General features: G+C 63.7%; 14 protein-coding genes. 5 read left to right on the top strand and 9 right to left on the bottom strand.

Annotation, left to right across the window (positions count from 1 at the left end; translation table 11 throughout):
- Positions 1-45 precede the first annotated feature (45 nt).
- The gene (locus tag IPL79_11055; GenBank protein ID MBK9071526.1) at positions 46-591 is read left to right on the top strand and encodes a TIGR00730 family Rossman fold protein; all 546 of its coding nucleotides are present in this window, start codon (positions 46-48) and stop codon (positions 589-591) included.
- Here the strand turns inward: IPL79_11055 and IPL79_11050 are convergent.
- The 3 genes from IPL79_11050 to IPL79_11040 all read right to left on the bottom strand — a co-directional run bounded on the left by IPL79_11050 (position 577) and on the right by IPL79_11040 (position 4,008).
- Entirely contained in the window at positions 577-1,476 is a 900-nt protein-coding gene (locus IPL79_11050; GenBank protein MBK9071525.1) for a pirin family protein, read from the bottom strand. The two genes, IPL79_11055 and IPL79_11050, sit on opposite strands and share 15 nt — an antisense overlap.
- 16 nt (positions 1,477-1,492) lie before the next feature.
- The gene (locus IPL79_11045) at positions 1,493-2,263 is read right to left on the bottom strand and encodes a hypothetical protein (GenBank protein ID MBK9071524.1); all 771 of its coding nucleotides are present in this window, start codon (positions 2,261-2,263) and stop codon (positions 1,493-1,495) included.
- A gap of 116 nt (positions 2,264-2,379) precedes the next feature.
- The gene (locus tag IPL79_11040) at positions 2,380-4,008 is read right to left on the bottom strand and encodes a GMC family oxidoreductase (protein ID MBK9071523.1); all 1,629 of its coding nucleotides are present in this window, start codon (positions 4,006-4,008) and stop codon (positions 2,380-2,382) included.
- Positions 4,009-4,030: 22 nt separating this feature from the next.
- Here IPL79_11040 and IPL79_11035 point away from each other — a divergent pair, with 22 nt between their 5' ends.
- On the top strand, positions 4,031-5,194 hold the full coding sequence (locus tag IPL79_11035; GenBank protein MBK9071522.1) for a hypothetical protein: 1,164 nt from the start codon (positions 4,031-4,033) through the stop codon (positions 5,192-5,194).
- A gap of 56 nt (positions 5,195-5,250) precedes the next feature.
- Here the strand turns inward: IPL79_11035 and IPL79_11030 are convergent, their stop codons facing one another.
- From IPL79_11030 to IPL79_11005, 6 genes are all read right to left on the bottom strand, one after another.
- Positions 5,251-8,631, bottom strand: a complete 3,381-nt coding sequence (locus IPL79_11030) for a lantibiotic dehydratase (GenBank protein MBK9071521.1) — start codon at positions 8,629-8,631, stop codon at positions 5,251-5,253.
- Positions 8,632-8,747: 116 nt separating this feature from the next.
- Positions 8,748-10,757 carry a sigma 54-interacting transcriptional regulator gene (locus tag IPL79_11025; GenBank protein ID MBK9071520.1) on the bottom strand — a complete coding sequence of 670 codons (2,010 nt, stop codon included), beginning with the start codon at positions 10,755-10,757 and terminating at the stop codon, positions 8,748-8,750.
- A gap of 6 nt (positions 10,758-10,763) precedes the next feature.
- Positions 10,764-12,029, bottom strand: a complete 1,266-nt coding sequence (locus IPL79_11020) for a serine/threonine protein kinase (GenBank protein MBK9071519.1) — start codon at positions 12,027-12,029, stop codon at positions 10,764-10,766.
- 111 nt (positions 12,030-12,140) lie between these two features.
- Positions 12,141-13,001 carry an HlyD family efflux transporter periplasmic adaptor subunit gene (locus IPL79_11015; GenBank protein ID MBK9071518.1) on the bottom strand — a complete coding sequence of 287 codons (861 nt, stop codon included), beginning with the start codon at positions 12,999-13,001 and terminating at the stop codon, positions 12,141-12,143.
- Entirely contained in the window at positions 12,998-15,241 is a 2,244-nt protein-coding gene (locus tag IPL79_11010; GenBank protein ID MBK9071517.1) for a peptidase domain-containing ABC transporter, read from the bottom strand. Before IPL79_11010 ends, IPL79_11015 begins: the two co-directional genes overlap by 4 nt.
- A complete protein-coding gene (locus IPL79_11005; protein MBK9071516.1) occupies positions 15,238-17,100 on the bottom strand; it encodes an HlyD family efflux transporter periplasmic adaptor subunit in 1,863 nt (620 codons plus the stop codon). The genes IPL79_11010 and IPL79_11005 overlap by 4 nt, the downstream gene beginning before the upstream one ends.
- A 107-nt stretch (positions 17,101-17,207) precedes the next feature.
- Between IPL79_11005 and kbl the strand changes: the two genes are divergently transcribed.
- From kbl to IPL79_10990, 3 genes are all read left to right on the top strand, one after another.
- Positions 17,208-18,386 carry a glycine C-acetyltransferase gene (kbl, locus tag IPL79_11000; GenBank protein MBK9071515.1) on the top strand — a complete coding sequence of 393 codons (1,179 nt, stop codon included), beginning with the start codon at positions 17,208-17,210 and terminating at the stop codon, positions 18,384-18,386.
- Positions 18,387-18,412: 26 nt separating this feature from the next.
- Complete coding sequence (locus tag IPL79_10995; GenBank protein ID MBK9071514.1) at positions 18,413-18,631, top strand: BolA family transcriptional regulator; 219 nt, start codon at positions 18,413-18,415, stop codon at positions 18,629-18,631.
- A gap of 88 nt (positions 18,632-18,719) precedes the next feature.
- The gene (locus IPL79_10990) at positions 18,720-21,164 is read left to right on the top strand and encodes a serine/threonine protein kinase (protein ID MBK9071513.1); all 2,445 of its coding nucleotides are present in this window, start codon (positions 18,720-18,722) and stop codon (positions 21,162-21,164) included.
- Positions 21,165-21,173 lie beyond the last annotated feature (9 nt).

Here is a 21,173-nt window from a genome sequence, read left to right as displayed (position 1 = left end):
GGTCCCGCGACTTGCAAATCACGCGCGAGTCTGTTTGGTTAGGGCATGCACCCAACCCGCCGCGTGACCGTCTTTTGTGGCTCGGCACACGGCGTTGGCGACACCTACGTGGCGGCTGCCGCGCAGCTTGGGCGCTGGCTGGCTGCGCAAGGTTATGGCCTCGTTTACGGTGGCGCGAGCATCGGCACCATGGGCGCTTTGGCCGACGCGGCACTCGCTGGTGGCGCCGAGGTAATAGGCATCATGCCGCGGGCGATCGTGGATCGCGAGCTGGCCCACGCCGGCCTGACACGCCTAGAAATCGTCGTCACGATGGCCGAGCGCAAGGCGCGTATGATGGAGCTCGCGGATGCCTTCGTCGTTTTGCCGGGCGGATTTGGCACCCTCGATGAAGCCTTTGAGGTGCTCTGCGCGGCGCAGCTCGGCGCCCACGCTAAGCCGCTGGTGTTCTGCAACATCGCGGGCTTCTGGTCGCCGCTGCGCGCCTGGCTCGATACCGCGCGCGATGCCGGCATGGTCGCTCCGCCGCATCATGCGCAGGCGATCTTTGTCGACGAGATCGCCGAGCTTGCGCAGCTACTTCGTAGGTAGCGGAATAAATTCGGTCTCGCCTGGTACGGGCGGAAACGCATCGCGAGCTTGTGCCGCCCACGCGGCCTTGGCGGCGTCCATTAGGGCGGCGTTGCTGGCGACAAAATTCCACCAAATGAGGCGCGGTCCTTCCAGCGGTTCGCCGCCGACAAGCGCGATGCGCGCGGCGCCGCCTTCGGCATGCAAGGTTGGCGTTTCGCCCGCAGCAAACACCAACATGGTGCCGGCGTCGTAAATGGTTTCGCCACAGCGCACGCGGCCGATCGCGACGTAGGCTGCGCGTTCGGTGTAGTTGGCGGGCACCTTGAGCGCGCCGCCGCTCGGCAGCGCGGCGTCGACATAAAATAGCGGGCTGAGCGTTTTCACCGGCGACGTCGCGCCAAACGCATGGCCAGCGAGCACGCGCACCTTCGCGCCCAGCACTTCGAGCTCGGGCAGCGCCGAGGCCGGGTAATGGACAAACGCCGGCGCGGTTTGCTCGTGCGCCAGTGGCAAGGCCAGCCAAAGTTGCAAGCCGTGCAGGCGCCGCGCCGCCATCCGCGCCTCGGGCGCCGTGCGTTCGGAATGCACAATGCCGCGACCTGCGGTCATCCAATTTATCGCGCCTGGCTCAATGCTCTGCGCAAAGCCGAGGCTGTCGCGGTGAAAGATCGAGCCCTCGTAGAGATAGGTGACCGTCGCGAGCCCAATGTGCGGATGCGGCCGCACGTCGATGCCCTGGCCAGCCGCGAAATCGCCAGGTCCCATGTGGTCAAAAAAGATGAACGGGCCGACCATGCGTCGCGCCGCGCTGGGCAGCACCCGGCCGACCTCAAAGCCGCCAAGGTCGTGGCGCGTGGCGATGAGCACCTGAGCGATTGCATCGGAAGACGACATGCAGGCTATCTAGCGCATGCGGCGCCTAAAAGCGATACCGCACGGCCGCGCCGGCGCGCGCCGTCCCGTCGCTGTCCTCAGCGCTCGACAGCATCCAATGGTCGAGATGCAGCACGATCTGCGTACGGTCCGAGTCGCGAAGGCAACGCTGCCGCGAGGTTTCAAGCGTCACCCCCAGCGAAGTTACGACGCCTTGCGTACGCGGCATCTGATACGCCGAGAACGAATCGTCGGTGGATGTGCGGGCGAGAATGGTCTCGCGGCTCAGCGGCGAGCTTAGGTAGTAGCCCTGCGCGATGGTTGGCGTGATGACACAGTTTTGGTAGCCGATATTGTAGCCGACATCGAACGAGGCAACGCTGCCTACATCGATAACGCCGCCGACGCCTGCGCCAATCACGCCGTTCATGGCGAGCCCACGCTGGTGGGTCGCACGCAGCAAGGGTACTTTGGCACCGAAACGCGAGAGCAGCTCATAGGTTTCACCGTCGGTGAGCCCGCCGCCGGTGAGCCCGCCTGGCGCGGACAGTCGACCGACCGCGACGCTGGCAGCCAATTCTAGGCGCTCCGAAATGCCGCGCGCGACGCCTGCGGTGGCGGTAAGCTCCCCGGTATCAACATTCGTCGGCGAGCCGCCGTCGGCGAGGGCACCCGTCACCGCGGTTTGCCCTGGCGCCAACGGCTGGACCTGGTGATCGAGCGAGGTCAGCGTCGGTGGCGCGTAGACGTTCACCGTGCAGCCGCCAGCCAGGCAGGCTAGGGCAATGGTCGAGAGAGAGCCGGGAGCCTTCTTCATTTGCCACGTAGGTTACAGCTGCCTGCGATCTGGTGCAGCGACAAGCGGCGGCAAACCATGGCAACGGCTGACCTGGCAAGCGGCGCGCACCCCACCTTGACGAGCGAATCACGACACTAGCGACGCGTCACGGCGTCAGCGCGCCAATGGGCGTCGATGCGAACGGCTCGCGGCGGCACATGTGACATCGCGTGCTCCGCCATCGCGGTAATGGTAAGGCTGGGGTTGACGCCGAGGTTGGCGGGAATGATCGAGCCGTCGACCACATAGAGATCATCGTAGCCAAACGCGCGGCTCTGGGGATCCACCACGCCATCATCGGCGGTGACGCCAATTGGGCACCCGCCGAGCACGTGGGCCGTGGTCGCCTTGCCCAGCAGCACCTCGGCGGCGCTGTTTTGCGCATAGCCGTCCATCTTTTGCGCCATGCGCTTAGCGACGACATTGGCCACCGGAATAAAGCTAGGCGAGGGTGGGCCGCCGCCATGCTTGCTGTCGAGCTTTTTGCTAAACGGCCAATACCACGGGCGCCTGAGGTGATAGGTGAGGTGGTTGTCTAGCGGCTGCATCACCAGCAAGATCGCCGATTTGCGCGCCCAGCCAAACGGCACCACCGAACGCAAAAATTGAACGGGGTGAGCCAGAATATTGCCCAGCCATCGCAAGGGGCGGGGCACGCGGCCGCCACCACCAGTTAGCACCGTTGCGAGCGGCGCCAGCGCGTCCGATCCGTCCGAATAGCGGACAACTTCGATATGCGTGGTGTCGTCGACCAAGACGCCGCTGGTGATCGCGATGCCCTTGGAATGGTCGACGCCGGCCTTGCGCGACCGCACGCCGAGCAGCGCCTCGCTGTTGGTCCGTAGGTAATTGCCAAGCTGCCCGGAGAGTCCACCGAGCGAGCCACGCGCCTTGCAGCGCATGAGCAAATTGACCGTGCCATACGATCCCGCCGCAACCACCACGCCGCGGGCGCGCAGTGTGCGGCGCGGATGCCGCCAGCCGGTCGAGCGTTCCAGGGTCAACTCATAGCCGCCGCCGCCCGCCGGCCGCACGTCGACCACGCGCGTCTCAGCCTCTACCTTCGCGCCGCGCTTCTCGGCGAGATAGAGGTAGTTGCGGTCGAGCGTGTTTTTCGCGCCGTAGCGGCACCCCACCATGCAGCCGCCGCATTTGGTGCAGCCCGTGCGCTCGGGGCCCTCGCCGCCAAAGTATGGATCCGGCACGGTCTTGCCGGCTTCGCCAAAATACACGCCGACGTTGTGTTTCTTCCACGTATGGCCAAAGCCCATCTCGGTCGCCACCTCGCGCAAGATTTCATCGGTTTCCACCACCACCTCGCTCTCGGTGGCGCCAAGCATGCGCTGCGCGGTGGCGTAATGAGGCGCCAGCGCGGCCTGCCAGGACGGGAGTCCGACCCACCGCGGATCGGCAAAGGCGACGTCGGGCGGCACCAGCAAGGTATTGGCATAAACCAGGCTGCCGCCGCCCACCCCGGCGCCGTGCAGCAGCAACGCGTCCTTGACCATGGTGATCTGCAAGATGCCGTAGAGCCCCAATGACGGCTGCCACAGGTGCTTGCGCAAATTCCAATTTGTCTTGGGAAAGTCTTCCTTGTGCCAGCGCTTGCCCATTTCGAGCACGCTGACGCTGTAGCCCTTCTCGGCCAGCCGCAGCGCCGAGACGCTACCGCCAAAGCCCGACCCGATGATGGCAAAGTCGACGTCAAAGTTGCCCACGCGCATATGGTAGCATGCGCGAGGAAACATGAGCACTGAGCCTTCCGCGCCAATCGCGCCCGCCGCGCCAATCGTCTATACCCTGTCGCGGCGGTTTGTCTTGCTGTCGCTCAAACGCGCGTTTCGCCTCAATATTGATATCGGCGAGGTCTTGCCCAGCGAGCGCCGCGCGCTTGAACTGGGGGCCTCGCACGTCACCCACCCCGAGCATCAGGCATTTTTGGCGTGGCGGCGCTCGGTGCTGCTGCTCATCGCGCTCATCTTTGTGCCGCTCACCGTCTTTCGCTTCATGGAGGCATTTGATGGCCCCCGCGTGCCTGATGCTGCGCGCACCATGCTGCTCTTGCCCGCATTCGCCGAGGCGATTTTTTGCATGGTCGCCTTCTACCAGCTCCGCAATTGGACCAAGTGGCAGACGCAGCGGCGGGCACTTTTTTGGGCATGGGCAATTTACTTCCTGGCGCCTTTTTTTCTCTATCTCTATCCGTTTCGCGCCGCGTTTGACGGCCAAATCGCGCTAGCGCGCCAGGCGGCGGAAATCGCCGGGGTCAAGCTAAACGCCTCGCGCTCGCAAATCCACATGGTGGTCGGCATGGCGTTTGGGGTGCAGTCGGTGCTCGTGCTGGCGCCCAAGATCATCTCGCTCATGCCCGGCGTCATCCGCGCCTCCATCGTCACCAAGCTCATCTTCCCTGGCAGCTCGGTGCCTGGCTGGCTCATGGTGCTGGCGGCGCCGATGTACGCGCTGTTTGCCTACGCCATCGTGCTGTTGCCCTACCAAATCACCGGTAGCGTCTATTTTGTCGCCGGCAACCTCGGCATCATGGCGGCGCAATTTTTCATCGGCTGGTCGGGGCGACAATTCACCCTGCCGCTTACCCACGCCGACGCCAATACCCGTATCCACAAGGCGTGGATGGCCTACATTGGGCTCTTGCTCCTCGGCGGCGGCATGATGGTCGTCGGCCTCTACGACGTGCTGACGCAGCTCAACTACGGCACGGTCCGCGTCATCAGCGCCGTACTGGCGTTCATGGGCAACGTGCTCGTCATGACCCTGATCGGCACCGACGTCATCATCGCCAACATGCAGCGCCTGCAGCGCACCGCGCCACCCACCGCCGCCGAGGCCACCTACCGCGAAGAATCCGCCGCCAAGCTCGAGCAGTTCTGCCAGGGCGATGGTCTATAGCGCCCATCGAGTCGGAATTTGGCCACGGCAAGCGGATTGGACGTAGCGCCGTAACCCTAAGGCGTTGGCGTTTCGCTGCCGTCGGTCGGAGGCGGCTTATCTTTTTTGAGCTTCTCGCCGCCACCAGCCCCCGTGCGCTGTCGCGCTAAGATGCCATCGTAGTGGCGCCGCAACAGATCGTAGAGCACCATTTCCTGCGCGCGCGGCGAGTTGGTGAAGACGCGGTTCATGTTGACGTGGATCACCGAGGAGATAAGCCGGTCGACGCTGTCGGTGAGCTGCCCTGCCCGCTCGGCGTCGCGCAGCGCCGCGATGACCTCGCGGTTGCGCTCGCTGCGCGTTGCGATCGCCTCGTAGATCGGCGGGGCAGGGTGATCTGGGTTGTCGGCGGGGTTGGTAAATGCCGCCGCGATGTCGCCGCGCACTAACTTGAATTTGTCGCCAAGTCGCTTCTGGTACGCCGGGTTCATCCCAAACTCTGATAAAAAACCATCGGCAATTTCAGACATTTTCTTGAACTTGCCTTCGGGGGAATAGCCGAAATCCTCAAGCAGCTTGTCGATCGCGACGACTGCCATGGGCCACAACACCTCAGGAATGGCGTCGTCGTCCGTATGTTCGAGAAACGTCATGGCGAGGTCGCTGTCGCGTGAGAACAGCTTTTCGGCAAGCCGAACGCCGGTTAGGCCACCGTAGCGCTCGACCTCGCGCTGATAGGTATCGAGCACGATTTTATCGAGCGTGCCGTTAGCCAAGAGAGGCTGCACGGCCGCGGTGATCGCCGGCAACACCTCCGCGAGCAAACGCGCGGGCTCACCAAAAAAACGCAGTCGCAAGTGAGGGTCAGGATCGGCGTAGCGCAAGAAAAACCAATCGTCAAAGCTGGCGCGAAATCCTGAGTCAGCCAGCAAGGGCACCATCACCTCCCGCAGCACCGCATTGGCCACGGTTTGGCCACAATAAAGTTTGACGTAGAGGCACTCTGATCCGACTGCGAGCAAGCGGTCGTCGCGCGGCACCTCGGGCGGTAAAAGCGCGCGCGGCTGGGCAGGCGCTTTGAGCGCCTCGGGCTCAGCGTCGGTCGCGGTCGCGGCCTTCGCCTTTGCGGGGCCTTTGCCGGCGTTTTTCGCGGCGTTGGCCGCCGGTTCAGGATCGCGGAACAGTGGCAACGAGATTTCGTGAACATACGTGCCCCCTGGGCCGGTAATCCACGTCTCATCGGGTGCCGGATACATCTCCACGATCTCGACGCCGCGGGCGCCGCGCAGTTCGTGGGCCATCATTTCGGTCATGGCTGGGTTGTCGAGGTCGATCACGAGTTCATTGTCGGACTCGGCTATAGCTACCCACCTTGGCCATTGCAGCTTGTTGCGCAGCTCCGTGACCGCGACATGCGCGGCCTGCATGGCCGCGAGCGAGGCCTCTTGGCCAGCAACTTTTTTGTGGCCCGCGGTGGCGGCTTCGATGCCTTCAAGATCTTTGGCGGTCAGCCGCCATTGCGCGCGATCGAGCACGATATTGCCGTAGCGAACGCGTGGCAAATGCGGGCGTCCGTCGAGGAATTCCCAGCTCCATCCACCTTGCGTGAAATACTGGGCTTGAATGCTACAAAGAAATTTATAAAGCGGAAACGACGACGGCATGCTGTAGTTATGCGCCGTGGAGAGGCGCGGAATCACCTCTTTGCCCAGGCGCTTAGAAATCAGGACGACGCGGCCACCCTTGGAGGTGACCATCAGATCTGAAAGCGGGATATGGCGATCGTCGGGGGCGCCGCTGATGCCGAGGTAGGTAATCTCATAGTCGCGCAGCACAGGCCTAAACAAGATGTTGCCAATGCGGCCCTGCGGCAGGTGGACGATCTCGGCAAACACGGCGTCGGGCCGCAGGCCCTCCTCCGCGGCGATCTGGGCCAGCACCATGTCGTGGATCTCACGCGAGCCGTAGCAGAAACGTCCAAATAAATTTACGCCGGACGGCCCCGAGATGCCAATCACGCGCATGTCGAAACGTCCCGCGTCGATATCGGCCTGGCTCTTGGCGGCGATTGCGATCATGGCCGAGGTGCCTCCCAAAAACGGTACGGCATCCGATGAGGACTTGGGGCACGCCTCGACGTCTGCGTCGGTGATCACGAGCTCTTTGGCACCCTCGAGCTTAGCGCGCTCAAACATGCCCGCGATCCAAGCGCCTTTGGGCGAGTAAGCAGGTGCTTGCGGCGCGCCGCCTCGGTTGGGCAGGGCGATTCCGGCAAGCACGGGGCTATCGGTGCCACTGCCACCATCGGACTTGCGCACGCCGGCTTCATTGTCCAGCGCAAGCGATAGCGGGATGGTCTGGGATTCGAATTTTTCTTCGAACGCCTTGCGAAAATCATTTTGGCTATTTTGCTGAATATTGGCGATCTTGCCGAGAAACAGCGCCGCGCGTTCAAGTTCGGCAAGCACCTTGTGGCTGAGCTGCCGCTGCGCCAGGGTAGAAAACAGATCCACCTGAAACGTGCGGCTAATGTTTTTCGGGGTACGGACGGCCGCCGGCATCTCGGCACCGAGCTCATCCATAATGGTGCTATACGCGCCGGGCATGGCACCCATCGGCGCGGCATCGAGCGCTTCGACACGCTTGAAGGCGGACTTGAGCGCCTTGGCGGCCGATTTGCCGGTGGCGTCGGTGGTCTCTAGCAAATCGGCTACGACCAGGGTCGACTCGCGGCCCGTGACATTGGGCATTAACTTGGACGTGATGACCTGCGCGTCGATTAATTCGTGGAGAAATTCCTCGGCCTCGGGTGGCGTGATTTCGGGGTCGCGACAAAGCACCTCGCTGAGGTCAGCTATCGTCGCCCCGCTGCTGGCGCGCTCTAGGATCGCCTTTAGGTAATCAGTGAGGCCAGCCGACATCAAAAAATAGGCGCGACCAGAGCCCGTCGTGCGGGCCTCGGCGTAGCGCAGCTTGCCAGCGGCGATATAGCCGGTGTCATTGGGCCAGTACGTCAGGGTCTTGCGCAGCTCGCGGTCTTGGCCGAGGGCGAGCACGGCGTCAAACAAGTAGTCATTGTCAATGCGCGTGCGTCGCTGCCACTTGGCGCGGTCGGCGAGCTCCAGCGCGGTGTGCTCGTCAAAGTTGCCAACGGTGCACGCTGAGAACAAGCCGAACGGCGTAGCGCGCGTCGACATGCGCGTGACGTATCGCAAAATCGACCGCTCGGTTGCACGATTCTTGGCAGCCCACGGGTCGGCCAGCCAGTCGTCGATTGCCGCGTCGATGCTCTGCGAGGCGATCAAAAGCGACTCGCGCACCGCGGGATTTCCCACGAGTTCGCGCAGGCGCTGTCGCAACACTTCGGCGTGATTGCTGTCCGCGATTACCGTGGAAACAGACAGACACGGCGTGCGGACGACGAATTTATTTGTGATCGAGCGGATCGTTGGTTTCATGATGGCCTGGCCGAAATAGTAGCAGAGTGGCCGCCGTCGCGTCTTGGCGCCATGACGCAGACACGGCGCCGTGGCTTGCCATTGCGCACGTGACGCCTATGCGCCTACATCACCTATCAAGGCCGCTTGCGCGGACGCGCGATGCCGAGCTTTTCGAGGCGATTGATCAGCGTGCGACGCGAGACGCCGAGGCGCTTGGCGGCTTCGGCTTGATTGCCGCCGCAGGCGACGAGCGTGGCCTCGATTTCGGCGCGGTCCCATGCGCGGCCTCGCCACGAATGCATGGTTTCGTCCTCGGACGCCGCGGTGGCGGCACGCGACGCGGGCGGATATGCCGGCGCGCCGTAGGTTGGCTGATCTGGACGCGATGGCGCGAATTGCGCAGAACCCAGCGCGGGCAGCGGATACGGCCCTGGCGTCGAGGAATCGATGGAGGCGCCAAACGCGGCGGACTGTGGAGTCGCCCCTCCAAAGGAAGGTGCGCCGTAACTCGGCTGCGGCATGGGCGGCGCAACGCTGGGCCGCAGCGTCGCGCGCGCATCGGCGAACTTGGCCATCATGCGCTCAACCGGCAGATCGTGCTTCATGATGATCTTGCCTTTGCAGAGCACCACCGCGCGCTCCATCACGTTGCGCAGCTCGCGCACGTTGCCGGGCCAGTAATACTGATAACAGAGCGCGAGGGCCTCCTCGGAGAGAATCGGCACTTCTTTGTTCATGCGCGTCGCGAAGTGGTTGATAAAGTGGCGGGTGAGCGGCTCGATCTCGGCGTGGCGCTCGCGCAGCGGCGGCACCTGCACCGTCATCGCGTTGAGGCGATAGAGCAAATCCGATCGAAACGTGCCGCGAATCACCTCGGCATCGACGTCGCGATTGGTGGCTGAAACAATGCGCACGTCGATGGGCTTGCTGGCGATACCGCCAACCCGGGTGACGCGGCGTTCGTCGAGCACGCGCAGCAACTTGACCTGGGTCGAGAGCGGTAGCTCGCCAATTTCGTCGAGGAATAACACGCCGCCGTTGGCGGTCTCCAGCAGGCCTTGCTTGGCGGTATTGGCACCGGTAAAGGCGCCGCGCTCGTAGCCAAAGAGCTCGCTCTCGAGCAGCGTTTCGGTGAGCGCGGAGCAATTAAGCGGGATATACGGCTTATCGGCGCGGGTCGATTTCTTGTGGATTTCGGCGGCGATCATTTCCTTGCCGACGCCGGTCTCGCCAAGGAGCAGCACGCTGATATCAGAGGCCGCGACGCGCTCGATGAGGCTGTGCAGCGCGCGCATTGAGGGGGCCGAAACCACCAGGCCAGCCTGCGACGCCTGACGCTTGGGCTCGGCATGGTCGGACGATGGCAAGGGCTTGATCGCATGCTCGTCGGCCCGCACCCGCGCCTGTGTCATCAGCGCGGACGCATCGCGGCCGTCGCGCGGAAACCAGGCCGCACCCAAACGAATATCAAGCCCGTTCTCGCTGGCCGCGGTCTCGACGCGCGAGATAACCGTTGATTCGCCCGAGGGCGTGGTGTCGACGACGAGGATTTCGTATTGCCCTGGCGCATATTCCGCGACCAAGTCGGTTTCGCGCAGACACAGCGAAAATAGCGCCAAGGGGTCGGTGGCGCCGCTTTCGACGTGGGCAAATAAGACGCCAAACGCATCGCCGCGCCGCGCGCCGCGCATGGCCTCTTCTTCGAGCCTAGCCTCGAAATACTCGTGCGTCTTGAGTCGCCTCGGCCGGCTATTAGTGCTCCAGGTTTGCAGCACGATGAGCACGTTGCCGATGCGCAACGGATCGTTGGTATGCATCGTGATTTCTTCGCCAACTGGCACTTGGCGGTCGCCAATCCACGTGCCGTTCGCGCTGTCGTTGTCGACGATCCGAATCGGGGCGTCGAGAATGAGGGTGGCGTGGTGGCGCGAGATCGACGCATCATCAATGGCGATGTCGTTTTCCGCCGCGCGGCCGATCGTTACGCGGCCGCTGGCAGGCAAGGCATGCGTCGACTGTGACGTCTTGCCGACCACCAGCAAAATATGGCGCTCATCCGAAATGATCGCGCGCGATACGGTGGTCGAACGCGAGGGTCGTCCCCTCGGTTCGTTACCAGGCTCGCGGTCGTCTGGATGGGCCATGGGGCCTTATCGCGCTCCAAGCAAGATGCGCAACGGCTCGCCCGCCGTTATCTCAGTTTTGAACTCTTCATCGAGCTCTTGGGCCAGCTCGGGGTCGATCATGACCTCGGGCGCGGCCGTGTCGAGCACCGCCGCGAACATGCCCGAGACCGCGTTCTTCTCGACGGCCTGGCCCATTTGATCGAGCGCGGCGTCCATCGTGGTCTGGTCGTGGTAGCTGGCAATGCCAATCGCGGCGTCGGCGGATGCCTTTTGCAGCTCGACCGCGGCGCGCGCGGCGGCCATGGCCCCAGCGTGGCCGTCGACGCGCGGGGTTAGCACCGCGAATTCTTCGTCGACAAATAGTTGCAGGTCGTGGCGCTTGGCGATGTCCGCTAACACTTCAGTTTCGTCGCCCAGGCCAGGAGGCGTCGCCACCATCATGACGCATTTTAGCGGGCCGGCCGCCGCGCGCACGGCCTCTTGTTTCGGCGTCAACGTCGCCTGAAAGCCGCGCGGCCGCTTTGGGGCATCCGCGAGCGGGCCGATGGCTCGCAGCCGATCAAGCACATCGTTGGTGGTGGCCGGCCGCTTTTCGGGCATCTTGCTCAGCATGGCGCTCACCAACGCCACCAGCTCCGGTGTCGCTTCGGCACAATAATCCGTCAGTGGCGCCGGATCACTCACCAGCACCTTGGCGCGGATGGCCAGTGAGGAATCTCCGCGGAAGGGCTGCTGGCCGGTGAGGGTTTCATACAGCACGCAGCCGACCGCCCAGATATCGGCCGCGGGGCCAATATCTTTGGCCCCTTGCGCCTGTTCGGGTGACATGTACGAAGGCGTGCCGACCAGCATGCCGGTCATCGTCAGCCGTTGGCCGCCGCTGGCAAGTCGCGCGATGCCAAAGTCGACCAACTTGGCATCGGCCATGATGTCGGTTGGCAACAAGATATTCGCTGGCTTGACGTCGCGGTGGACAATGCCCACCGCGTGCGCGCAACTGAGCGCTGCGGTCACCGCGCTAGCGAGCTGGATCGATTCGTTTGCCGAGAGGCCGGTCGTACGTACATGCGCCGCCAGCGTGATGCCCTCGACCCATTCTTGCACGATGTAGTGCACGCCGTGATCGGCACCACTCGCGATGTATTTTACGACGTTCGCGTGATCCAGCTTGGAGAGGATGTCGGCTTCGCGTTGGAAGCGCGCGACGTCATCATCACCATTGAGCGTCAGAATCTTGATTGCGACATCTTGGCCCGTCGAGAGATCTTTGCCGCGGTAGACAGATCCCATGCTTCCCGAAGCCACGCGGCTTTGGAGTTGGTATCGCTGGTCGAGTACTTGCGGTTCCAAATCGTCTTTAATTTTAGCAAATCTTAGGGCTTGCGCAAATGCACTTGCACACTACTGTGTAAGCCTACATACGGTTCCCGGCGCAAATACGACGCCGGGCACATCCATAAGCGCGGCCTCACCAAGCATCATTTGTGCGACGGAGTCGGCTTCGGGTGACATGTGGGTAACTTCGGCAGAGGCAGCGACCTCGGTATCGGCCACAGCGCAGGCTAGCTTGAGCCTAAGCCCGGGAAGGACGCTACCGCTTTCCGCGAGTGGCACCGCAAACCGCAGCAGCAGCGAGCCCTTGCCAATGATGCGCAGCAGCGGCACGTCGCGTTCGACCTTGCCGCCGACTTCGACGTATTTGCGCGCAACCTCGCCGCTGATGTTGGCGCGGACGCGGGTGCGGGCGCTGCGGCCCTGCAGCATCTGGGTGGTGACCTGTTGCTGTGCCACTGACGCTTCATTTTGCGAGACGGCGGCGGCGGCAAGTTTTTCGTTGGATTCAGCGATGGCGATGTCTTCTTTGGCGCCGTACGAACCCTCAAAGGCGGCCTTGGCGCGCGCCACGGCCGCGCTCGCCGCCTCCGCGCTTACCCTCGCCGAACGCAAGGCCGCTTGGGCTTGCGCAAGCGCGGCCCGAGCCGTGGCTAACTCTTCTTGAATGGGGCGAGGATCGAGTGATGCCACGACGTCGCCGGCCGCGACGCGTTGGCCGACGCTAATTGGCAAGGACGTAACGGTGCTGGCATAGGGCGCCAGAACGTCTTGCGCGTCGGTTGGGACGATCACGCCAATCCACGGTGGCTTGGTAGGGGAGGGGGACGGGGGTGCCACCAAAACCTCATCCGCCGTTTTTTCGCCGCCGGCGGGTTTGCCCTGACAAGCTGGCAGCAGCGCGAGGCAGAGCCATAGGATCCCTCTCATGGCGTCGGCGCTCCCGGCATCATCTGGATTTGCGCCTGCACCAATTCGTAGTACTTGCCGCGCTTGGCGAGCAGCTCTTCATGCGTTCCGCGTTCTAAGACGTAGCCACCATCCATGAGCAAGATGAGGTCGGCGTTCTTAACCGTGCTGAGGCGATGCGCCAGGACGATGCGGGTGCACTGCAGCTTGCCGAGGTTTTCGATCACTTGCAGCTCGGTGCGGGCGTCAAGCGCCGAGGTGGCCTCGTCGAGGATGAGGATACCGGGACGATGGACTAGGGCGCGCGCAAGCGAGATCCGCTGGCGTTGGCCGCCAGACATCGAGCTGCCGCGGTCGGCGAGCACGGTGTCGTAGCCCATCGGCATGGCCAGGATATCATCGTGGATGCACGCCATCTTGGCGGCCATCGCGATGGTCTCGAGCGAGGCGGTGGGGTTGGTGAGCGCAATATTGTCGCGCACCGAAGTGGCAAACAAAAACGAGTCTTGCAGCACGACGCCGAGCTGTCGCCTCACGCTGCGCAGATCGAGCTTAGCGGCATCGTTGCCGTCGAAATAAACATAACCCGTGGTGGGCTTGTAGAGCGATCCGATAATACTAGCCAGCGTCGACTTGCCGCTGCCCGAAGCGCCGACAATGGCGACCATGGCGCCAGCCTCGATCTCCAAGTTCACGTCGGTAACGACCATCGGCGACGCGGGCGAGTATCGAAAGGAGATATGCTCCAGGGTGATCTTGCCGCGCAGCGTCGGCGCGGCCGTGACCTCTTCTTTGTTTTGCTCCGGCGGCGAGCGCAGCACGTCGTCGATGCGGTCGAGGTAGGTGTCGAGCTGCTGCAATTGGAAAAAGGTGCCGACCAGGCCCGTGATCGGGCCGAGCATGCCCAGCGCAATGGCGGTGGTCGAGATCATGCTGCCGATCGACATGTCGCCTTCGAGTACCAAGGTCGCACCGATCATCAGCATGATGATGTTGACGCTGCCGCTGATGGCGCCGCTGAAGGCATCGACGTTGGCCTGCAGCCGGCCGCGGTCGAGGTTGACGTTGAGCTCATTGACATACATGTTGGACCAACGCTCGGCGGCGCGACGCTCGGCCGCGGCGATCTTGAGCGTCGACATGCCGCTGAGCAGCTCGATCAAATAGGACTGGGTCTTCGATGAGGCTTCGATCGCCTGGACGTTGATTTCGCGCATGCGGCGGCGCGAGAGCACGAACGCCGACACCTGCACGGCGGCGATGATGAGCGCCGCAAATCCCATTGTGGGAGAAATTGTGAAAATGACCGCGGCGTAGCCGATGACCAAGATGCCGTCGAGAATGGAAGACAGGGTGGTGCCGGTGAGAATCTCGCGCAGCTGGGCGTTGCTGTTGACCCGCATCTGCAAGTCACCGACCGGGCGACGCTGGAAAAAGTCGTAGGGCAGACGCGTGATATAGTCCATGAAGCCAAAGGTGAGCTTGGTATCGAGGTTGGTGCGCATTTGCATCATTAGATGGGCACGCACCAAGCCGCTGACCGAGTTAAAGAGGGCCACCAGCACGACCGCCGCAAGGACAAGCCACAACAAAGAGATATCGCTGCGCGGAATCACGCGATCGATGATGGTGCCGGTGAGCAGCGGCAGCACCAAGCCGACGACGCGCAAGAGCACCGACGTCGTGAGGATGCGCGCCAGCAAGGGCCCTTGGCCACGCAGCTGATGCGCGAACCACGCGATCCGTGAGGCATTCTGCTCTTTAGCCTCAAACTTGTCGCTTATCTCAAAGACGATGGCAACGCCGGTCAGCGACACGCGCACCTGCGGCATCGGGACGACGCGGCGACCGAGCGCCGGATCGACGAGCTCGACGCCGTCCTTGGTGAAGCGGTCAAACACGACGAAGTGGTTGAAGTTCCAGTGTAGGATCGAGCCCTGCGGCAGGTATTGCAGGTGCTCGACGTCGAGCGTAATGCCGCGCGCGCGCAGGCCGAAGGCCTCACCGGCCGCGGCGATGGAGGCGCCGTCGCTGCCGTCACGCGCGGACGTCACGAACTTGCCGCGCACATCGTCGAGCGTCACCGCGTTGCCAAAATAGTTCACGACCATCGCGAGACACGCCGCGCCGCAATCCGCCGATTCGAGTTGCTGGATGAAGGGAATCCGCCGTTTGCGTCGATCGTAGGCCAGCTGCTGCAGCGCCGCGCGAATATCGTTTTCGTTGTCGCCTTCGAGGAAGGGTGCGGCTGGTTCGCTCATTTTTCGCCTACGATCAACGTCTTGAGCATGGACTCGGACTTCAACTTGATTTCCGCCAGCCCGCTCATGCCGTCGGGAATTTCAAAGGTTTCGCCACTGTCGACAAACGAGGTGGTCGCAATCGTGCCTTCCACGACCACCACGGGGCCAGCAATTTGGGTGGCCTCGGCAAATCGCCCGCCGAGGTAGCGGCGCACGGCCTCCTGCGGGCCGAGGATCTCGTTGCTGACGCGATCCACCTTGAGAATCATGTCGGCCTCGCGGAACCCCGAAATTGTAATTCGCAGCTCTTGGCCGGCAGCCAGGCGCGGGCGTTCGCTGCCCGGGATAAACGCCACGATGCGCGCGCCACCTGGGGCGTTGGGGACCGCGAGTGACGCGACCACCGTGCCGGGCTCGATGAGCTGACCCTCGCCGACGAGCACTTCGCGGACGACGCCATCGTGCGGGGCATAAATTTGCCGCGCCTCGAGCGCGGCCTTCGCGGTATCGCGCTGCCGTACCAAGCCCGACAGCGACTGCCGAATCCCAGGGTCATTGGGCGCTTGCAAATAGACGATGAGGTTGCGCTCGAACTCGGCCTGGATGGTGGCCATCGCCGCGCTTTGTTCGTTGTTGCTGAGCTGCACGAGCAGCTGGCCGGCCGCAACGCGCTGCCCAGGCGCGACGCGCACCGCGGCAACCGAGCCCGGCGTTGTGCTGATTACCTCGCTGCGGCCCGTGATGCGAATGACCGCGGGCCCCTTGGCATAGCGATGAACCCTGGCGATGGCCGAAAACAGCAACGCCGCGAAAAAGCCGCCGATGATGAGCCAGAACACGCCTTTGACCCATCCCGGGTGCACGCGGATGACATCGCCGGTGGCGGTGCGGAACTGTTGCGCCGCCAGGGCCTCGTCGCGAAACAGGCGCTCCCCGCCCGGATTGACGTATTCACTTTGCACCAGATTTTTTACGTGCAGCTCTTTGCTTTGTTGGTGCAAGAACGGCGCCCAGGCGTGCGCGAGCTCGCGCAGATCGCCGACGTCACCGTCGCTAAACGGCGCGGCATTGCTATGGCGCGTGACCACCAGCACCGCGTGGACCTCGCCCCCCGCGGTCGCGACGGGCACCGCGACCAGGCGATCGTCGCGCTTGCCCATTGGGTTATCGACCGCGCTCACAAAGCGCGGGTCATCGCTGGCACGCGTTACGGCGAGGGCTTGGTTGACGCGCACCGCAAAGCCCGCGATCCCGTGGGCCGCGCTGAGCTCTTGATTTTCTTCTTCTTGCAACGCACCGCCGCCCGCCCACAGCGAACCCGAGGCCTCATCGACGTACCAGACGTGGGCATGTTCGCCGCTGACCAAGGCCGCGGCGGCGCTGGCGGCGAGGCGGGCCGCGGCCACTAAGTCGCGCTGATCGGCGAGGCGGCGACCATATTGATAGATCTGATTGAGCCGTTGGGCATCGCGGTCCAAGGCGATTTCAGGAGGTCGCCGGGTCGACAGCGCGCTGTTAATAATGCTGACGAATTCCGCGTCGCCGATTTGCGCGGGCGCGCGGTAAAAGACCTCGCCCAGCGGCAGGTCGACGCCGACGGTGACGATCGGCGGCACCGGGTGGGCATTCCTGCTGTAATGCGACTGCAGCTTGTGTACCAAGTCGGCACCGCGCAAGCCGCGCGAGGCATCGCCGACGACGATCAAGCGTACGTTGGTGCTTAGGGCATTTTGCAGCTCGGCATCGCCATCGACGATGACAACTTGGTCGGTGCCGCGGCACGCGTGCCGCACGCGCTCGGCGAGCTTGGCGCTGCTGGCGACGACCACGACCAGGGCGTGGTCGCGGGGCGGGCTAGTTTGCGGCCGACGTCCCATTGCCGCCAAATTATATCGCAATTGTCAGGGGGTAATTGGCAGCGGCCAATAATATTCGATGTGGTTGCCGCGATGACATCGTCGCTTGGTGATGGGATGATGCCGCCATGGCGCTTACCGATCCGATCAAAGAGCAGCTAACGCAAATCGCGACGGCGGGCTTATGGAAGCACGAGCGCGTGATCACCTCGCCGCAGGCGCGCGAGATTGAGGTCGGCGCGCAGCGCGTGCTCAATTTTTGCGCCAATAACTACCTTGGGTTGTCTAGCCACCCGACGGTGATTGCCGCGGCGCATCGCGCGCTAGATGAACGCGGCTACGGCATGTCGAGCGTGCGCTTTATCTGTGGCACGCAGGATGGCCACAAGGCGCTCGAGGCCGCCATCTCGAGCTTGCTCGCGACAGAAGACACGATTCTGTATGGCTCATGTTTTGACGCCAACGGGGGCCTGTTTGAAACCTTGCTCGGCGAGGAAGACGCCATCATCTCCGATGCGCTCAACCATGCGTCGATCATTGATGGCATTCGCCTGTGTAAGGCCGAGCGGCATCGCTACGAACACGGCAACCTGGCGCAGCTTGAGGCCATGCTGCAAGCGACCCAGGCGCGGCGCTTGCGCCTCATCGCCACCGACGGCGTCTTTTCGATGGACGGCGACATTGCCGATTTGCGCGCGATTTGCGACCTCGCGGACAAGTATCACGCGTTGGTCATGGTGGATGATAGCCACGCAACTGGGTTTGTCGGCGCGACGGGCCGCGGCACGCCGGAGCACTGCGACGTGGTCGGCCGCGTCGATATTATTACGTCCACCTTGGGCAAGGCGCTGGGTGGCGCGTCGGGCGGCTTTACCAGCGGCCGCCGGGAAATCGTTGAGCTCTTGCGCAATCGCTCGCGGCCGTATCTCTTCTCCAACACGCTGGCGCCACCCATCGTCGCCGGCAGCTTGGCCGCGCTTGAGTTGATTACCGCGTCGACGGCGCTGCGCGACCGGCTCGACGCCAACACCCAGCGCTTTCGCCGCGGCATCGTCGCCACTGGCTTGACGGTGCGCCCCGGTACGCACCCGATTGTCCCGGTCATGCTCGGCGATGCCAAGCTTGCAGGGCAATTCGCCGCCGAGTTGCTGACCCACGGCATCTATGTGATTGGCTTTTCTTATCCCGTCGTGCCGCACGGCCAGGCGCGCATTCGGGTGCAAATTTCGGCGGCGCACACGGACGCCGATATCGACCTCGCGCTCGCCGCCTTCGCGACGGTTGGCAAGTCGCTGGGAATCCTGTAGGGAGAACGAGCCATGGAAAAGAAGCGATTGTCGCCAAGCTCGTCGCCGCGCTGCCAGATGCGGTGATCGAGCTACAGGATCTAACCGGCACGAAAGACCATTGGAAGGCGTCCATAGTCTCCGAGGCGTTCGCGGGCAAGACCATGGTGCAGCGCCACCGTCTGGTTAACGCGGCCTTGGCCGAAGAACTCAAGGGACCCATTCACGCGCTAACGATGGACCTCAAGACACCGAGCGAAGTTTAGGCTCAAGCCTACATGTGGGCAGGCGGCCCGGCCATATCGGCGTTGAAAGCACTTGCGCCGACCTGTAGACTTTTACGTCGCAGCCCCCATGTCGGAGTCACCGCATAAAACTGACGCCGCCCTGCCGGCGGGGCATCCAGGTGGTGAGCGTTTTGGGCCGTACACGGTGTGTGAGCGCCTGGGAGTTGGCGGCATGGCCACGGTCCATCGCGCCATCGAACAGGGCGTTGATGGCAAGCCTCGCACCGTCGCGCTAAAGCGCCTGCTGCCGCACTTGGCCGAGGATGAGACGTTCGTGCGTTCGTTTGTGCGCGAGGCCAAGTTGGCTTCGATGCTGCAGCACCCCAATATCGTGCAGCTCTACGAACTCGGCCGCGTCGGGCACGTCTACTTCATTTCGATGGAGTACATCGACGGCCGCGATCTGCGACGGCTGCTGCGGCAGGCCCGTCGTGTTGCCGGGCCGCCGCCGATCGCCGTTACGCTGTCGGTAATGTTGCAGCTGCTCGAGGCGCTCGGGTACGCGCACACGCGGCGCGACGAACACGGGCAGCCGCTGGGGCTGGTGCATCGCGATGTGTCGCCGTCAAATTTGCTGCTGACGAGCGCCGGTGACGTCAAGATCATCGATTTTGGCATTGCCAAGGCGCAGGCACAGCAGTTCCGCACGCAGACTGGACGGGTCAAAGGCAAGCTCGCCTACATGGCGCCAGAGGCTATTTCCGGCAAGTCCACTGATGGCCGCGCTGATCTGTTTTCGGCGGGCATTATCGCGCACGAGCTGCTGACGGCGCGTCCCCTGTTTGCCTCCAAAAATGAGTATCAGACGCTGCTCAAGGTGCAGCGCGGCGACATCGCGCCGCCGAGCGCGCAAAATCCAAAATGCCCGCGTGAGCTCGACGCGGTGATTGCCAAAGCGCTTGAGCGGGATCCTGAAACCAGGTTTGGCTCGGCCTCGGCGTTTCGTGCCGCGTTGGTGGGGGTGCAGCGCCGCCTGGGTGTCGAGGCGACGGCGCACCAGGTTACGCAGTGGTGTGAATGGGCGTTCGCGTTGCCGGATCCAAGCGCGGATAGGCCAGGCGCGGTCGACGTCGCGGGACCGACCAATACATGGCGCAAGCCACCTGCGGCGACGGCATCGCCGCACGATGCAAACGGCGCGCGCGCGCGCCTCGAAGCCGAGGCAGAGGATGAGGTGGTCGAGGAGGCATGGGGGCAGCGCGAGCAAACCAGCGGCGTCCCGGTGGTGCTCGACGACGTGCCGGATGTCTCGGAAAAAATGGACGCGACGATCGTCGACTTGCGGCCGGGCTCGTTGGCGGGACGCGATGGCCGGCGCAAGCGCACGACCTCGTCGTTTGTGTGGGCGGCGGGCTCGCGCGACGACGCCGTCGATGAGGCGATGCGCGAGACGTATGAGGCACCGTTGTCACTCGGGGCGGCGGTTGTGCAGGGCAGCGAGCGGGCTCGGTGGCCCAAATGGGCGGCGCTAGGGCTCGTGCTTGGCGCGCTAGCGTATGGGGCGTGGTGGGCCGTGGGCCGGGTGCCTGTGCCCCGCGCGGCTCCCACGGTCGAAGTCGCGCCGGCGCCCGTGCCACCGAGCAAGGTGCGCGTGACGGTCGTGCCCGACACGGCATCGCTTGCGATCGATGGCGACGCGCCGCAGCAAGGATCGCCATTTGTGCGGGACCTAGCGCCAGGTGAATACAATCTGACAATTTCGCACGCAGGCTACAAGCCGGCGGTGCTCAATCTAAACGTGCAGCCACGCGAGGCGCTCGCGATTCACCATGTGCTGGAAAAGGCGAGCGCCAATCACCTGGCGAGCGTGGTGCTGCGGTTTGATGCCAAGTATGCCGCGCGCCTCGATGAAAGCGATTGGCAGACCACGTCGCCGCTGCAGCGCGAGTTGCAACCAGGGCCGCATGAGCTGGTGCTCAAGGCGCAAGGCGAGACGGTGTGGCGTAAACAATTTGTCGCCAAGGCCGACGCGACATATGTCTTTGAGCCAACGCCGTCGGAGATTAGGCAACGCCAGGCCAGCGAGGTCGCGCCGCGGATCGCCGCGCCGCTACCGCTAGCTCCCGCGCCGGCCGAGTCGCTGACCAGCACGCCCGCGCCGCTGGCGCCCGATGCGCGAGTTGAGGAAACACAGCCGCTGGACGCGCCCCCAGCGCTGTTGGCTGCGCCCGCGACATCGTCTGCATCCGCAACCTCGCTGATCGTCGCGGCGGCGTCCGCGACACCACCAGCGGCGTCACGCCAGCCACGCGTCGTGCCACCCGGCACGGTAACGCGCCTCGCTGGCGCCACGCCCAAGCTGCGCGAAGACCGCGCGCTGCCCGACTTTATTAGCAACAAGCTGTGCATCGACGCCGCTGGCGGCGTCAGCTCGGTCAGCGTGCTTGGCGCGGTACCGGCCCACGCCAAGCGCGATATCGAAAAAACGATTCGCGGTTGGACCTATCGACCCTATCTTGATCAGGGCCGGCCGGTCCCGGTGTGTTTTGTGGTGTCGTTTGCCGTGAGGTAGGCCGCGACG

It is taken from the genome of Myxococcales bacterium, assembly GCA_016716835.1.
Taxonomy (GTDB): Bacteria; Myxococcota_A; Polyangia; order Haliangiales; family Haliangiaceae; genus JADJUW01.
The sequence above is the reverse complement of the archived record's forward strand: the minus strand, read 5'-3'. Positions and strand labels throughout refer to the sequence as shown.

What these genes read in the sequence shown, in the direction of transcription:
- IPL79_11055 (MBK9071526.1), top strand. Translation starts at nt 46, where the DNA reads ATGCACCCAACCCGCCGCGTGACCGTCTTTTGTGGCTCGGCACACGGC.
- IPL79_11045 (MBK9071524.1), bottom strand. Translation starts at nt 2,263, where the DNA reads ATGAAGAAGGCTCCCGGCTCTCTCTCGACCATTGCCCTAGCCTGCCTG.
- IPL79_11040 (MBK9071523.1), bottom strand. Translation starts at nt 4,008, where the DNA reads ATGCGCGTGGGCAACTTTGACGTCGACTTTGCCATCATCGGGTCGGGC.
- IPL79_11035 (MBK9071522.1), top strand. Translation starts at nt 4,031, where the DNA reads ATGAGCACTGAGCCTTCCGCGCCAATCGCGCCCGCCGCGCCAATCGTC.
- IPL79_11030 (MBK9071521.1), bottom strand. Translation starts at nt 8,631, where the DNA reads ATGAAACCAACGATCCGCTCGATCACAAATAAATTCGTCGTCCGCACG.
- IPL79_11025 (MBK9071520.1), bottom strand. Translation starts at nt 10,757, where the DNA reads ATGGCCCATCCAGACGACCGCGAGCCTGGTAACGAACCGAGGGGACGA.
- IPL79_11020 (MBK9071519.1), bottom strand. Translation starts at nt 12,029, where the DNA reads ATGGGATCTGTCTACCGCGGCAAAGATCTCTCGACGGGCCAAGATGTC.
- IPL79_11015 (MBK9071518.1), bottom strand. Translation starts at nt 13,001, where the DNA reads ATGAGAGGGATCCTATGGCTCTGCCTCGCGCTGCTGCCAGCTTGTCAG.
- IPL79_11010 (MBK9071517.1), bottom strand. Translation starts at nt 15,241, where the DNA reads ATGAGCGAACCAGCCGCACCCTTCCTCGAAGGCGACAACGAAAACGAT.
- IPL79_11005 (MBK9071516.1), bottom strand. Translation starts at nt 17,100, where the DNA reads ATGGGACGTCGGCCGCAAACTAGCCCGCCCCGCGACCACGCCCTGGTC.
- kbl (MBK9071515.1), top strand. Translation starts at nt 17,208, where the DNA reads ATGGCGCTTACCGATCCGATCAAAGAGCAGCTAACGCAAATCGCGACG.
- IPL79_10990 (MBK9071513.1), top strand. Translation starts at nt 18,720, where the DNA reads ATGTCGGAGTCACCGCATAAAACTGACGCCGCCCTGCCGGCGGGGCAT.